At 56.5% G+C, this 14,120-nt stretch carries 10 protein-coding genes; 5 read left to right on the top strand and 5 right to left on the bottom strand.

Features of this window, described 5'->3' with window-relative positions:
• Positions 1 to 38: 38 nt before the first annotated feature.
• Entirely contained in the window at positions 39 to 1,616 is a 1,578-nt protein-coding gene (locus EC9_RS26120; protein ID WP_218934462.1) for a serine/threonine-protein kinase, read from the top strand.
• Complete coding sequence (locus tag EC9_RS26115; RefSeq protein WP_145348902.1) at positions 1,613 to 2,194, top strand: hypothetical protein; 582 nt, start codon at positions 1,613 to 1,615, stop codon at positions 2,192 to 2,194. Before EC9_RS26120 ends, EC9_RS26115 begins: the two co-directional genes overlap by 4 nt.
• A 35-nt stretch (positions 2,195 to 2,229) precedes the next feature.
• Here the strand turns inward: EC9_RS26115 and EC9_RS26110 are convergent, their stop codons facing one another.
• Positions 2,230 to 2,454, bottom strand: coding sequence for a hypothetical protein (locus EC9_RS26110; RefSeq protein ID WP_145348901.1), 225 nt, complete (start codon positions 2,452 to 2,454; stop codon positions 2,230 to 2,232).
• Between the two features lie 537 nt (positions 2,455 to 2,991).
• On the opposite strand from EC9_RS26110, the gene EC9_RS26105 reads away from it, so the two are divergent.
• The 3 genes from EC9_RS26105 to EC9_RS26095 all read left to right on the top strand — a co-directional run bounded on the left by EC9_RS26105 (position 2,992) and on the right by EC9_RS26095 (position 8,384).
• Positions 2,992 to 4,263, top strand: coding sequence for a hypothetical protein (locus tag EC9_RS26105; protein WP_145348900.1), 1,272 nt, complete (start codon positions 2,992 to 2,994; stop codon positions 4,261 to 4,263).
• Positions 4,264 to 4,622: 359 nt separating this feature from the next.
• Entirely contained in the window at positions 4,623 to 6,125 is a 1,503-nt protein-coding gene (locus EC9_RS26100) for a S1C family serine protease (protein ID WP_145348899.1), read from the top strand.
• A gap of 201 nt (positions 6,126 to 6,326) precedes the next feature.
• Entirely contained in the window at positions 6,327 to 8,384 is a 2,058-nt protein-coding gene (locus EC9_RS26095; protein WP_145348898.1) for a serine/threonine protein kinase, read from the top strand.
• Positions 8,385 to 8,751: 367 nt separating this feature from the next.
• Here the strand turns inward: EC9_RS26095 and EC9_RS26090 are convergent, their stop codons facing one another.
• From EC9_RS26090 to EC9_RS26075, 4 genes are all read right to left on the bottom strand, one after another.
• The gene (locus EC9_RS26090) at positions 8,752 to 9,609 is read right to left on the bottom strand and encodes an SDR family oxidoreductase (RefSeq protein ID WP_145348897.1); all 858 of its coding nucleotides are present in this window, start codon (positions 9,607 to 9,609) and stop codon (positions 8,752 to 8,754) included.
• 253 nt (positions 9,610 to 9,862) lie between these two features.
• A complete protein-coding gene (gene ahr, locus EC9_RS26085) occupies positions 9,863 to 10,867 on the bottom strand; it encodes an NADPH-dependent aldehyde reductase Ahr (RefSeq protein WP_145348896.1) in 1,005 nt (334 codons plus the stop codon).
• 415 nt (positions 10,868 to 11,282) lie between these two features.
• Complete coding sequence (locus EC9_RS26080; protein ID WP_246105886.1) at positions 11,283 to 11,966, bottom strand: superoxide dismutase family protein; 684 nt, start codon at positions 11,964 to 11,966, stop codon at positions 11,283 to 11,285.
• A gap of 362 nt (positions 11,967 to 12,328) precedes the next feature.
• Positions 12,329 to 13,900 carry a bifunctional aminoglycoside phosphotransferase/ATP-binding protein gene (locus tag EC9_RS26075; RefSeq protein ID WP_145348895.1) on the bottom strand — a complete coding sequence of 524 codons (1,572 nt, stop codon included), beginning with the start codon at positions 13,898 to 13,900 and terminating at the stop codon, positions 12,329 to 12,331.
• Positions 13,901 to 14,120 lie beyond the last annotated feature (220 nt).

Here is a 14,120-nt window from a genome sequence, read left to right as displayed (position 1 = left end):
GCGGTGCGCCCCCGCCCGAACGGAAGATTGGGCCATATATGCTTCGGCAAGAAATTGGCAAAGGGGCTCACGGAACGGTCTACCTCGCCCATCACGTCGACGCTCCCGAAACCAAGGTTGCATTAAAAGTGGTTGAAAACCGCGGCAACTTGGATCGTTTGCTGATGGAGCCGGAGATTCTGTCCAAGCTTCGGCATCCGGGAATCGTCGGACTGTTAGATTTTTTCATCGACAACGATCGATTGATTGTCGCACTGGAGTACTTGGATGGGCGAGATTTAAAAGAATACGCCGAGCAGCACGGGACGTTCAGTGCCGCTGAGGTTCGCGAGTTTCTACGCCAAATGGCGTCGGCACTTCAACATGCCCATGCGGCAGGAATCCTGCACCGCGACATCAAGCCTGCGAACATCCTGGTTATCACCTCCGATGACGGGCAACCACGCGATGTCCCACGTTTTGTGTTGACCGACTTTGGGATCAGCCGCGTCGCCGACGGAATTCAAGTTTCACGAAACACCGGCGGCACCTATCAGTTCATGGCTCCGGAGCAGTTGCGTGGACGCGCGACGACCCAATCGGACCTCTGGGCATTGGGGGTGGTGGCCTATCAAATGCTTACTGGCGATTTGCCGTTTGTCGGCGAAACCGTCAAAGAATTGGCGTCGGAAGTCTTTTACAAGACTCCGGTCCCGCTCGAAGAGATACTGGGAAATTCGAACGATGATCAGCTAGCCACAATTATCTACGGGCTGTTGGAAAAGCAATTGTCCACTCGAACTGGATCTCCGGCCGAGCTTTTGAAGCTGCTGGGAGATGAATCGACATCTTCGACCGGCGAACTGAATCAGGGGATTGACCACAAACTGACCATCGACGATCAGACAAACCGCGCGATTCGTTTGGCCACCATTGGTTGCGTGATCAGTGCGATCTTTTGGGCGGGCCCGCTGATGATACCATCGACGGTGATCGTTCTGCTGGGGCTGTGGTTGTTCTATACAGGACAGCGAGCGGCGTTTTTCAAACAACAGTGGGGACGGTCGCTGATCTATACGGTGCTTGGCCTATTGACGCTCGTTCTGGGGTATCTCGCAAGTGAAGCTGTTTTGCCAGCAATGCTTGCTGGACTGCAAGGAGGAGGGATTCAAGTCGACGCCGGCACACTTCGCATCGGAGTGCTGGGATCGGCTATTTTCTCGCTCATTTTTGTCCCACTGACCTGCTACCTCTTTTCACGAATCCGATATTTGCAACGCGGGCGTGACCTGCGGCGGTCGATTACTGAAAACGCAGGCGATTCGAGCATGCAGCTCAAAATTCTGGAAACGATGGCGCAAGAACGAAGCGAAGACCTCGGTGTTCGGCAAAAGTACGCAGAGACACTTCTGGCGAATGACAAAGTAAAACAAGCGGCGGTTGAGGCCAAGTTGATGCTCGATGATGACCCTTACAACATGGAAGCTGGCATGTTGTTGGCACACAGCTATTTCGAACTACGGCTGTACCAGGAAGCCATCGGAGTCTGTGATTCGTTCCTCGCCGTCGCGGGTTACTGTTTCGAGTTTCGCGAACTGCGCGATCAGTCGGCTAACCAACTGGGAGTGCAATCATGAAATTCAACGTTAAATTTCAAATACCACGCATGTCGTTATGGAATTCGATATTTGGTAAGCGCCTGGACTTTACCGGAAAGGGTGATGTCAACTTCCAAGAAACCGCGATCGTGGTGTGTGGCGACCTGCCCAAGTTTAGGATTCCATTCATCTCTCAATTCTACACGGCGCTTTTGACCGAACGAACAACGCGAACGGTGCCCTATGCGCGGATCACAAAGTACCGAACAACGGGACGTTGGGTGTCGCTTGGACTTCTGAAAATCCTGTTCTTGTTGCTTTGGTTCCTAGGAGTTGCCGGATTGCTTTTCGCTGGCATGGAGCAATCAAATCCAGTCCTTCAAATCGTGTTAGGGATCCTCGGCTTTGTTATCGTCCCGTTGATCATCCTGATGTTTGGACGCGCCACACACTATGTGACGTATTCGCTTCCCTCGGGAAAACAATCTCAATTCGCCTGCCGCGTCGCCCCTACGTCTAGCGAAAACATGGAAATGTTTTCTAACCGTTTGACAGAATATCAAACGGCAGCGACTGCTTTTGCACAAACCGATTCAACTGGAGCGACCACATCATGATCCGACAACCAATTTTCGCGATCCTTTTGACGGTGTTAAGCCAGGTCGTCACGGGAACTCTTTGCCAAACCTGCCATGCCGATGAGCGTGAGGCAGCCAACGAGATCCTTATCTTGGCTGATCGAGCACGAATCGAAAAACGCTTCGAGGAAGCGGAAACTAACGCCCTGCAAGCACTCAACGCTGCCGAGCAATTGGCCGAATCGGGCAAGCTCATTGCAGATGCCAATAACATGCTGGGGCTGATCGATATCGATCAAGATCAACCTGCCGAAGCGATGGCACATTTCCAATCCGCCCTCGATGCGCTCGAAGCAGCCAAAGAGGCTCTCGATCCCAGCGTGTATCTGCCGAATCGAGACACGATGCTGACAAACCTGGGAATCGCGGCCTATCGATCGAACAAGCTCGAAGTCGCATTGGAAGCTTTGAAAACGCAACTCGCATTGCGAATAGAGGACATCGGGGCGAATGACGCTCGGCTGATTCCGACGCTCAATTCGCTTGTCACAGTGAATAGCGAATTGAAACAATTCGATGACGTCATCGCAAACCTTGAACAGATCCTTGCGATTCAGAAGGTCGTTGCAGGACCTGAGTCTGCCGAGGTCGCAGCGGGCACTGACAAGTTGGCAACTCAGCTGGAAACTCATCGTGGACCGGCTGCTGCGCTTCCGTATCGCCAGGAATCGCTACGCTTGATTGAAAGTGCACTGGGGCCGATCCATCTAGAGGTGATCAACAGCCGATATCGGTTGGCTATCACGTTGGAGTCGGAAGAGAAATACGAAGAGGCGTTGATCGAGAACACGCTTGCGATCGAAGCAGCAGAGAAGCTGATGGGGCCGGATTCCAATGGTTACCAAAATCTCCTAACGCATCAGTTGGTCCTGTTGGAGCATCTTGAGAAGCCGGATGCTATCCAGGCGATGCAGCAGCGGATCGATCGCATCGCATCGATTTCCAAATGGAATGAAAAGCTCGCCGAAAACGGCGAAGCAGCTCGTGCGGACAAACTGGACGAAGCGATGCAACGACTAGATGAATTGCAGAAGGATGCAGCTGCGTTCGGTGAAGTTTCATCACCGATGGCTTCGATCAAGTTTCACGAAGCTGCCTTGCTGGGGATTAGCGATCGACCGCAAGAAGCCGCCGAAGCCATCCGTGAGGGGATCGCTATCGAACAGCAGATGCTAAGTGAAAACCATCCTGATCTTGCAAAATCGTGGATGCTGCTTGCTCGGTACCAACAAGCGTCAGAACAACCCGCAGCCGCGGTGGAAAGCTATCGTGCTGGCTTAGATTCGAACGAAAAATCAGGATTCCCTGACCAGATTCTCAAGCAAGAGCTGTTGTATTCGCTGGGGATTGCGGAGACCGAACGGGGGCAATCACTTGAGTCGATGCAGGCGTTGGACAAGTGTTATTCATTGCGGCGTGAGTTGGAACTTCCGTATGATGTTCGCGATGCAGATATTGGGAATCGCTTCGGGGTGTATCACGCCAATGTCTCTGGCCCAGCCAAAGCATTAACGTTTCTTAATCGCGCCCGCGAAATCTTGCTCGAAGTGGCCCCCGAACACGCTCTACTGACCACCGTCAACGCAAACATCGCGATGATGAATGAAGCGATCGCAAACCCGGCACCCACGGAAGAATCCAGCGGCGCCACGCCCGACGTCGCAGCGATGCCACCCGCTGAGCCCACTCCCCCAGCGTTGCCATCTGCCACAAGCGATGCGATGCTGGATGAGAGCGCGTCTGGGAATGCATCAGCAAGCGGTCGCGATTGGTTTTGGCTCGTGATCTTCTGCATCGTCGCAGCCAACTACGCCGAGAAAAGAGGATACTCGTTGTTCCTGTGGGTGTTCCTAACACTCACTACCAGCATCATCGTCGCCCTTTCGGTGCTGGCTATCTTACCGAACCGAAAGTTGCAAAAACGTCGCAATAAGGAACTCCGACAGTTAGAGAAACTGCTTGCGACCACGACGGCGGTTGCAAGTCCGGCTACGCCCGGGGCTGTTGCTCTGGATGTATCGATTGGCGACCAGGTTACTCAAAACTAGAGACGATTCGATGCCTGACAGTAGATCGAAGTAGGCACGAATGATTGCGACATTCGCGATCACATGTTTGAATCCCACGAGCCCTTTTGCTTTCGCCACTTGTGAACGGGAGGCTCGTGGGAAAGGCGGCAGAGGCGATCTGCATTGATTCGAAACCCAACCAAGCATTCAGACCGCCGTCCATCGACTTCGGCTTGAATACGGAACCATTCGATGCGGCTGAAGCCCGCCGTACGGCAATCGATGCTGATCCATCCTGATACCGTCCCAGGAGAAGGATTTGAACTGCCTTGCGATCCGGCGGGTCAATTCGCGTTCCGACGAAGCATTTTCCATCACTACCTTTGGAGACCGACACCGTGAAGAAAACAAGTTGGAAGAAGAACCTCGTTTTAATGTCGCTTGCGGCGTTGATGTCGACATCGACAACGAGTGCAAACGAGGAGGCGGGGAAGCCCGTATCGTTGCCGGTGCATGCCGATCAAGCGTTGGCCGCGCTGCAACCGGGATCGGGACCGATTGATCTGAATGCGAAGCCGATTCCCAAGGGATTGGGAGCACTGCTCGGTCAAGCGAGTCGTGGTCCCGCTGCAAGCGTGTTTCCCAAGATCGCTCCCTCCGTTGTTGTGGTACGTGCGGGAGGCGGTTACGGGACGGGATTCATCGTCGATGCCGACGGTTGGATCCTGACCAACAATCACGTCATTGAATCGGCTGGAATCGATATCAACACGGCTAGCCGAATGGCGTACATCCATTTTGGTGACTTGGAAGATGGGATGATGACGTTAAACCAGCAGGCCACTCCGGCACTGGTTTATGCAGCGAGTCCCGAGAAGGACCTGGCGATTCTGAAACTGCTGGCTGTCCCCGAGGGACGCGAACTGAAACCGATCGTGTTCGCGACGAAAAACGCAACTCCTGGAACCGATTGCATCACCATCGGCCATCCGAAGCGAGGCGTGTTTTGGGCTGTGCGAAGCGGTGAAGTTGTCGGTATCGCCAAGTACCCTCACGATATGATCGACACGGTCATGACGCAGATGGTGATGGCGTCCGATGCCAAGCAATCGTTTGCCAATGCGCTCAGCCAAAGCCGACCGCGGAAGGCGTTGCTTTCGACTTGTGGAATTAATCCAGGCGACTCCGGCGGCCCGTTGCTGAACAACGACGGCGAATTGGTCGCGGTGAACTTTGCGATCCCGAAAAGCGAGAAGGACTCACAGGTCAACCTGGACAAATTCAGCTACCACGTGCATCTGGACGAAGTCAAGGAATTCACAGCAAACCGACCTGAAAAGTCGGAAGTCTTCCAACCAAACTATTGGCCCCCCGCCGCGACTAGCGACTTCTTGGACGTGGACGATGACGACGTCTACGAAACCTGGCGTTTTTCAATCGACGATGAAACTCCATTCACCGGAGTTGTCGTCGACTTGGACAGCGACACTCCCGCAAATTTCATCGAGGACTACAAGGCTGGTAAACAGGATCGGAAGCAATTCGAGTGCGAGTTCGCCCTTGCTGTCATCCCCAACAATCGCGTCTTTTACGATCGCGATAACGACGGCGAATTCGACCTGATTTTGACCGACGTCGATGAAAACGGAACCAGCGATCTAACCATTGCTAAAACTATCAACGGATGGGAGAGGCTGGAATTGAACGAACAACCCATGTTCGATCCGACCGTGTTCCGAGACGCCAAACTGCAGGAACGGTTTAAGGTCTTGATGATGACCCAAGCAAAAAAGCCCGAAGGAACGACACCCGACGCAGAGTCGCCGGAAGAAAAGAAGCCGGAAACGGAGACACCGCCAGCCGAACCCGATCCTGCGGAGGCTGGTGATTCCAAGAAGTGATCTGAAGGAGTTCCAGAACGTCACTGTTGGTGACAGACGCCGCCTGATGATACGCACGTCAGGCGGCGGATGAGATCCGAAGAGCCGTTGCGTCGCATGGCGTTATCGATGGTATAGTGCTTTGATTGAGATTCCGAACGGGCTGAGTGAAGCAATTCGAGATCTCCCCCTCCACTACTAACGAGGATCGTCCTTCCAGCTATGAGTTCGCTTGAGCCATCTCTGCTATCTCAAATCATCGACGATTGGGAGAACGCAACCGATCCGCCGTCGCTTGATCGAATGTTGGTGCAGATCGCCGACTGCTCGCAACGCGACCGCGCCGATGCGCTGTTGGTCGATCAAAAATACCGCTGGGCACGCGGTGATTCGATCAATGCAGAGGAGTACCTCAAGCGTTGCCCCGATATCGATAGCGACCCCGAATTGCGGTCCGAACTGGTACTTGGCGAGTTCCGTGCACGTGGTGGAGCGACCGGGTTGCGAGAGGAATTCGTTAGCCGCTTTCCCGATTTGCAAGCCGATGTGGATCGCCAGTTGTCCGTCGATTCGGGGATCGATGCCGAGGCCGACCTGTTTGGAACGATCGTCGGATCGGTTTCAAACGATTTGGCACGCGACACATCGGAATTCAACCCCGCACCGCTTAGCCTGGATGACTTTGAATTGCAGCGTTGCCTGGGTCAGGGAGGCATGGGATCGGTCTTCCAAGCGATTCAAAAGAGCTTGAACAAGCCTGTCGCGATCAAGATGCTTCGCACGAACAACGCGCCCCAAAAATTGGTCGACCGCTTTTTGCAAGAGGCTCGCGTTACCGCATCGCTGCAACATCCGAACATCGTATCGGTGCATGGGGTCGGTCGTTGTCCCGATGGCGGTTATTTCTTGGTGATGGATTTAGTCGACGGCCAGAGCTTGCAGGATGAGTTGTCGGAGGGGCCTCTAGATGTCCGGTCTGCCGCCGAGATCGTTCGCGACGCATCGGCGGCCGTCCATTACGCGCACACGCGCCAGTTGATCCATCGCGATCTTAAACCCAGCAACATCATGCGGCATCGCGATGGCCGTGTGATGGTTGTCGACTTTGGGTTGGCGAAACTACTGGCCGACAGCGAGCACCAGATGACAGTCGACGGCGCTGTCCTGGGGACACCCAGCTTCATGGCGCCGGAACAGCTGGAATCGAAGCGTGGAGCGGTTTCTGCCGTGACCGACGTCTTTGGTCTCGGCGGTGTCCTGCATGCGCTGCTTACCGGTCGGCCGGCGTGCCAAGGCGATTCCGTCATGCAAACCATTGCCGAACTGATGTCAGAACGGCCGATCCAGCCGCCGTCGAAACTGCGTGCGGAGATCCCATCGGAGATCGATGCGATCTGTTTGTCCTGTTTGCAAAAAGAACCCTCCCAGCGGCCCGCGACAGCTGCCGCGGTCCAGCAGCGTTTGGCGGACTGGCTGAAAACATCCGAGGCATCGCCGGGCGACTCCCGCCGATCGACTCGCTCGCGATGGCTTGCACCGGCGGCCGCAGTCGCCGCGATCGTTCTCGTGGGAGCTGCTTTATTTCTGCCTTCGCGAATGAGCCCGAACTCCACCGCTTCGATCGATCCGACAAACACCGCAGCCAATCCAGCGCTTGACGTTCCGCCGATACTCGCCGATCGCGATGTGCACCTGACCTGGAACCTGCAAGTCGCAAAGGAGCCCAACGGTGTCGAACTAACGCCGTTCCAAAGTACGATCAAGGAGGGTGATCGCGTGCGGATCGATGTCACTCTCGAAGAACCACGCTACGTCTATGCCTATTGGATCGGCAGCGATGGGACAGCGCAATGGATCGATAGCGACGGGCCTCCCAATCATCCGGTCAGCCGCGTATCGCTCCCTTCCACCGAAGGCCAAGTCTTCCCTATCTCCGGCCCATCGGGGATGGAGATCTGTGTGCTGGTCACCCGCAGCGAACCGCTGGACCAACCGGAACGCTTGGTAAATGACTTCTCGATCGAAGCGTTCCCCTCGCTGCCCGAGCCGCGATTTGCGTTGGTCGACGGCCAAGCCTATCAAACGCCCGCCACCGATCCTTCCCTGTCGGAAAACCAAGAGACAAGCTTGGCGATGCTGGGTGGACCGAGCCGCGTGATCGGTCGCGCCGAATCACTCGCGGCCGGATCCGCAGGTAGCGTTCTCGCGAAGTGGCGATCGCAATGGCCGCGCGACGTCGGATACGTTCACTATCTGGCCATTCCACACAAAGATCGTTAGATAGAAGTGTGAAATTGAAATGCCTCGATATCTTCTTGGTCTAAATTGGGGATCGTCAGCGTGGTGGCATTACCACGGTCCCCAACGGCATCGTCTGCCGGTCGTGGCATCGCAAAGGCCGAGGCGACGCGCAGCATAGCGGCAAGGGATTGGGGAAGGGTCCCCCTGATTTCCAGGAATTGGGACCCTGGTTCGCCAGCTCGCGAACCCTATCAAACGCTTGCCTCACGCCGGGGCGAGCAACATGGAAAAGGTGTCAGCCGATTTTGTTGAAGGTCATACTGATGCTTCCGCCGACAAGTTTGTCGTTGAACAGACTCCCAGGCTCTTGTTTAGGACGCAGCCCGAGAATGGAGAGCAGCGACAGCTAGCCTTCATCTTCGGCAAGTCGTCCGAAGTAGTCGCCCCAGCTTTGGTGAGGTCGTCCGGCCGCTGTTTCGAAGTCGCTTTTGTTGTTGGCGGCACCGTTGCGGATCCCCTCGTAGATCCCAGCGATCACGTTGCCCAGAAAGTCACCGAGTTCGGCAATCCGTTCTTCGCGATATTCCGCAACCGACATCCCGCGGGATTTCAGATCGGTTCCGAAAGCGGAATTCAAATAGTCTGCTAGCTGTTGTTGCGTGATCGCTTCACCGTGCAGGTTATACGTCTGCCCGTCGTGCTGGGACTGGGTGAGCATCCGTGCGTAGGCGACCGCCAATTCGCCGCGCGTGGTGTAGCCGCACAAGGCGTCGCCGGCGCAGTTGGCGATCTCGCCTCGCTGCTTATAGGTCTCGATGTAATCGACGTCCGGTTCGATGTAGATTCCATTGCGGCCGATCGCCCACAACAGTCCGCTGCCGCGAACGTCGGCTTCCGTCTGGCGATTGCTTTGAACAATCGGTGAGAAGGCGGTCCCCTCCTCCGCCCCTTGGATGCTCGTGTAAACGATCTTTCGGACGCCGGCTTGTTTGGCCGCCTGGATCACGTTGCGGTGCTGACCGATTCGCTTGTCGGGGGCGTCCATCCCGGAAACCAACAGCACCGTGTCGACTCCTTGCAGAGAGCTTGCCAAGTCGCTTCGCGATTCGTAATCGCCGGGGCGGATCTCGACGCCAAGCGATTCCGCTTTGCTGGGCGTTCGCGCCAACCCGACAACATTGTCCGCGCGGACGATCTCGACCGTCGCTCGAACGATTTCCGCCCCCAGCTGACCGCTGGCTGCCGTCACTGCAATTTGATTCATGAGAAGCTCCTCGTACTCGTTGGATTCACCGTAACGGCCGTTTGCCGTCCAGGCTTTCGTCGCCCAGAAAACAGAGCCGATCCGTTTTGATCCTAACGCAAATCATCCGCCACGCTAACGTGTGGCGGATGATACATTGAACCGAAACACTGATTCGCCCTGGCTGGAATGTCCGATGCGATGACTCCGTTGCCATCGTTGCACTTACGCTTCCGCGTTGTCGTTTCGGCAAGCAACAACGTGGCGATTTCAGCTAGGCGGTCAGCACCAACCGATACCGAGGCGATCCGTTGCGGAGTTTTTCAAACGCTTCGTTGATGTCGCTCATCGAATAGACTTCCGTCATCGGTGCGATCTTGTGTCGGGCGGCGAAGTCCAACATCGAACGCGTCGTCACGATGCTGCCGGTCGGCGACGCCGAAAACGACTTCTGCCCCATAATCATAGGAGAGACCGACGCTTCGACTTTCGCTGCAGCACCAACCGTGTGCAGCACTCCACCCGGAGCGAGCGCGGCGATATAGGCGTCCCACGGCAACGCAGCGCTGGTCGTATTCAAGATCAAATCAAACTTGCCCGCCTGCGTTTGAAGCTTCGGATCCTCTTCGGTTGCCACGAAGTGATCCGCTCCCATTTTTCGAGCTTCTTGCTCCTTGCTGCGTCCGCGTGAGATCGCCGTGACCTCGCATCCCCACGCACTGCAGAACTGTAGCGCCATATGCCCCAGCCCGCCGATACCGACAACGCCGACTCGCGCCGTCGCCGACAGGCCATGTTGCACAAGCGGACTGAACACCGTCACGCCACCACATAACAACGGCCCCGCCGATGCAGCGTCGACTCCTTCGGGAATCTTGTTGGCCCAGCCCCAGTGGCAACGCACGCGATCGGCGAACCCGCCGTGTTGATGCGTGATCGTCCCTTGAGCACCGCGGCACAGATTTTGAGCGCCCGACAAGCATTCGTCGCAGTGCATGCAACTGCGACTGGTCCACCCCAACCCGACCAAGTCCCCTTCGGCCAAGCCGAGTGTGTGCGAACCCAATGCCACGACTCGGCCGATGACTTCGTGTCCACCGACGAACGGGAACTGAGTGATCTGCCAATCGTTGTCGAGCATCGAGAGATCGCTGTGGCAGATGCCGCACGACTCCACTTGGATTTCGACGTCGTCCGGCCCAACCTCCCCGGCGTCATAATCAAAAAGCTCGAAGGGTCCGCCGGGCTTGGTCGCGGCGTAAGCGTGAATGGTGGTCATGAACGACTCTCTTGGATTGGGACAGCAGAACGGTAATGTGAGGAATCCGGCCTCCGATACGTTGCCGATCACTTCAATGTAAAGCAAAAACAACACCACGACTCTTCTCGAATGCTGCGAACCCAGGGCTCTTTTAGGCAAATCAGCCGGCACGCGCTAGCGCGCTTGTCGGTTTAATCACAACGAGCTTCCTTGCATTAGCCGTTTGGGCGTTAGCCCCGGTTTAGTGGCAGCGGAACCGGGGCTAACGCCCAATCGGCTGATAAAACCGACGAGCCGCTAGCGCGCCGACTGATACCTCATATCGAAACACTGATTAGCCCTGGCACCGAACCACGGTTTCCTGGACGGATTGGTCGTCGGGAGCAACGAGAAGGTCGTTAATGCAAGAACGCGTGGAATAGACGAATACACCTCATTGATTTGAAGCGTTTTCGATCTTGCCGAACGCAACGCGAGCCCCCGCGTCGCCGGTCGGTTGCGTGAACTGGTCGGCTTCGGCGTGAATCACGATCGCACGTCCGACGATCGAATGTTCGCCTTTCAACGAGATCACCGAATCGTCGATTTTGATCATCGCGATCCCCTCTTCATTCGCTTCGATGTTGCCAAGATCGCCGACGTGGCGTTTTTCATCGGTCATCTTTCCGTGTGGCTGATCGGTCGGATTGAAGTGACCGCCAGTCGATTTGCCGGTCTCCTTGTCCGAGAGGTCTCCCTTTTCATGGACGTGGAACCCATGCTTTCCAGGAGTTAACCCGGTCACCTCGCCACGGACTTTGACGACATCACCCTCCTGAGTGAATCGCACCGCGCCGCGGACTTTGCTGTCGCCAATCGGTACCAATTCGCAGATCGCAACAGCTGACGTCGACTCCTCGACACGTGCTGCTGGATCGCCAGTCTTCGGATTATTGTTCGCCGGAACATTAGTCGCCGGATCGACCGCGACCGGATCGACGGTTATTGGATCGACGGGCAACGCGTCGGTCGACGTCGGGCTCGCCGCGTTGGGCGTTGTGTAGTCGCCCGGTTCCTCACAGCCCACGACAGCGAGTGCAACCAGTGCCGCGCAAGAATAGATTCGCATCTTCATCATCGGTCTCCATTTGCAAGTTGGTTTCGTATCGTCCAGTTCGGTAGATCCGACACCGCGAGTGGTCGCCGATAACGCTCTACGAGCTTCCAATCGGGACGATCGCGTATCGGATCCGATACGTTGCAAACGTCGCAAACCACGTGCCGACAAGGGATGAAGATCGAGGCCGCCGGGCGATTCGAGATGCCCCGGCGCGGCCGGATCGCTTACACGCAATACCGTTCAACGAAGCGTAGTGGACGAGGTTACGAGTCCTTTTGCATCAGACCAAATCGCTGGGACTCGTAACCTCGTCCACTACGTCCCGAGGCTAATTCTTTCGACGGTCCGAGGCTCCTTTTCGTTGAACGGTATTGCGGCGCTTACACGAGGCCGCGGCGAATTTCTTCGAGGATCGCCGGCATGTCGGCGGTCGTATCGACCTTGATCCCAGCCATGCTGAGAGAGACCCGATCCGCCTGGGCGACCTGCTGCCGGTAGACCGTTTCGTCGGCATCGGACAACGAATCACTGCGGCGTTGCCGATGGCGGATCCGGTCGATCGCAACCTCTTCGGGACAGACACACGTCGCGACGACGACCTTGTCACCCGCAGCGGCCAACCGCTGCTGGGCCTCTCGTAATAGATCGGCTTGCAAAAACGTGCCGTCGACGACGACGGGAACTCGGTTTTGCAGATGCTCTATCGCCTGGTCGAACATCTCGCTGTAGACGTGTTGGCGCGACTGCGCGTCGTAGTTCACATCATCGTCCGGCGAGTTTGCCTTCCGCAGCGCATCGGTCGACAGATGGACCGCTCCCATTTTCTCGGCGAGCGCCTTGGCAACGGTTGTCTTTCCGGTCCCGCTGAGCCCACGAACGATCACGGCGGTTGGGCTTCCCAATTGCTGCGCGTAGCGGTCAGCCAGCTCGATCAACCGCATGGCTCCTGGCTGGGAATCGGCTCCCGACGCCTCCGTGGTTTGATCGGATCGCAACGCTTCCACCTTCGCTCGCACGCAAGCGCGATAGCAACGATAGAAAGCCACCAGCAGCGGATCGGGGACATCTCCCAACGCTTGGCAACAGCGCCGCAGCACCGCTTCGCCCAACTCGTGGACACCCGCATCGTCGCATGTCATCGCAAAGAAGCTCAATTCATCGGCGGTGTCGACCAACCGCAACTCGCGGCTGAATTCGATGCAATCGATCGCGACCGGCGGATCGGTCAGGTAGATGTGTTCGGCTCGCAGATCGCCATGCCCTTCGACGATGTGGCCATCGGCAACGCGCTGCTGCAGCAACGCATCGCCGCGCAAGAACATGAACTGCAGCTGAGCCGCTTGCACGCGTTGGACCACGGTTGGCGGCAATTGATGTTTTGCATCGCGTAGCTCTTTCCCGTTGTCGAGCACATGCTGACGATAACAATCGCGATACGTTGGCATCTCGACCGACGGCAACTGGCGGTAGAACGTGGTTAACATATCCACGATCGGTGCGACGTCTTGATCACCCCAATCCTTTCGTTGGATCATCTGCGTCAGGCAACGTTCTTCGGGCAGCCGCCGCATCGCAACCAACCAATCGACGGGAGGGACCTCGCCGCCGATCCTCCACTTCCCGTCGTGATCTCGGCCGACCGGAAGAACGCCCCGATAGATGTTCGCCGCCATCCGGCGGTTTAGTTCGACCTCGGCCTCACACGCTGCATGCCGCTTGGCAACCGTCGAATAATCCAAGAATCCGAAGTCGACCGGCTTCTTCAATTTGTAGACATGCGCGTCGGTTAAAAACAGATACGAGATGTGCGTTTGGATCTCTTGCGGCGGCCCGCTGGCGTCGTTGTAAACATCGGCCGACCGCAATGCGTCGATCAGGTCGGTGTTGGTTTTTGGCGATTCATCCTGCATGATGCCGTCTCCATGGTGGGCTCGCTTCGGTGGGGAATGCATCTCTCATTGCATCACTCTTACGGTTTCGGTGCAATCGTGCTCACCACCGCTGTGCGGCGTGCTGCGAGCTCTCTACAGCAAAACCCTCGCAAGATCTGGACCAAACGTGAGGGTGAACTGGTAGCGAGCAGGTCGGAAGCAGGCCGAGCAATCGACGGCGTCGAAGGTGCGAAAACCGGTCCCATCGATCGATGGCGCGATTGTTGCAGTGGGTCATCTT

The organism is Rosistilla ulvae, assembly GCF_007741475.1.
In the GTDB taxonomy this organism is placed as follows: Bacteria; Planctomycetota; Planctomycetia; order Pirellulales; family Pirellulaceae; genus Rosistilla; species Rosistilla ulvae.
This window is presented reverse-complemented; position numbering and strand designations above follow the sequence as displayed.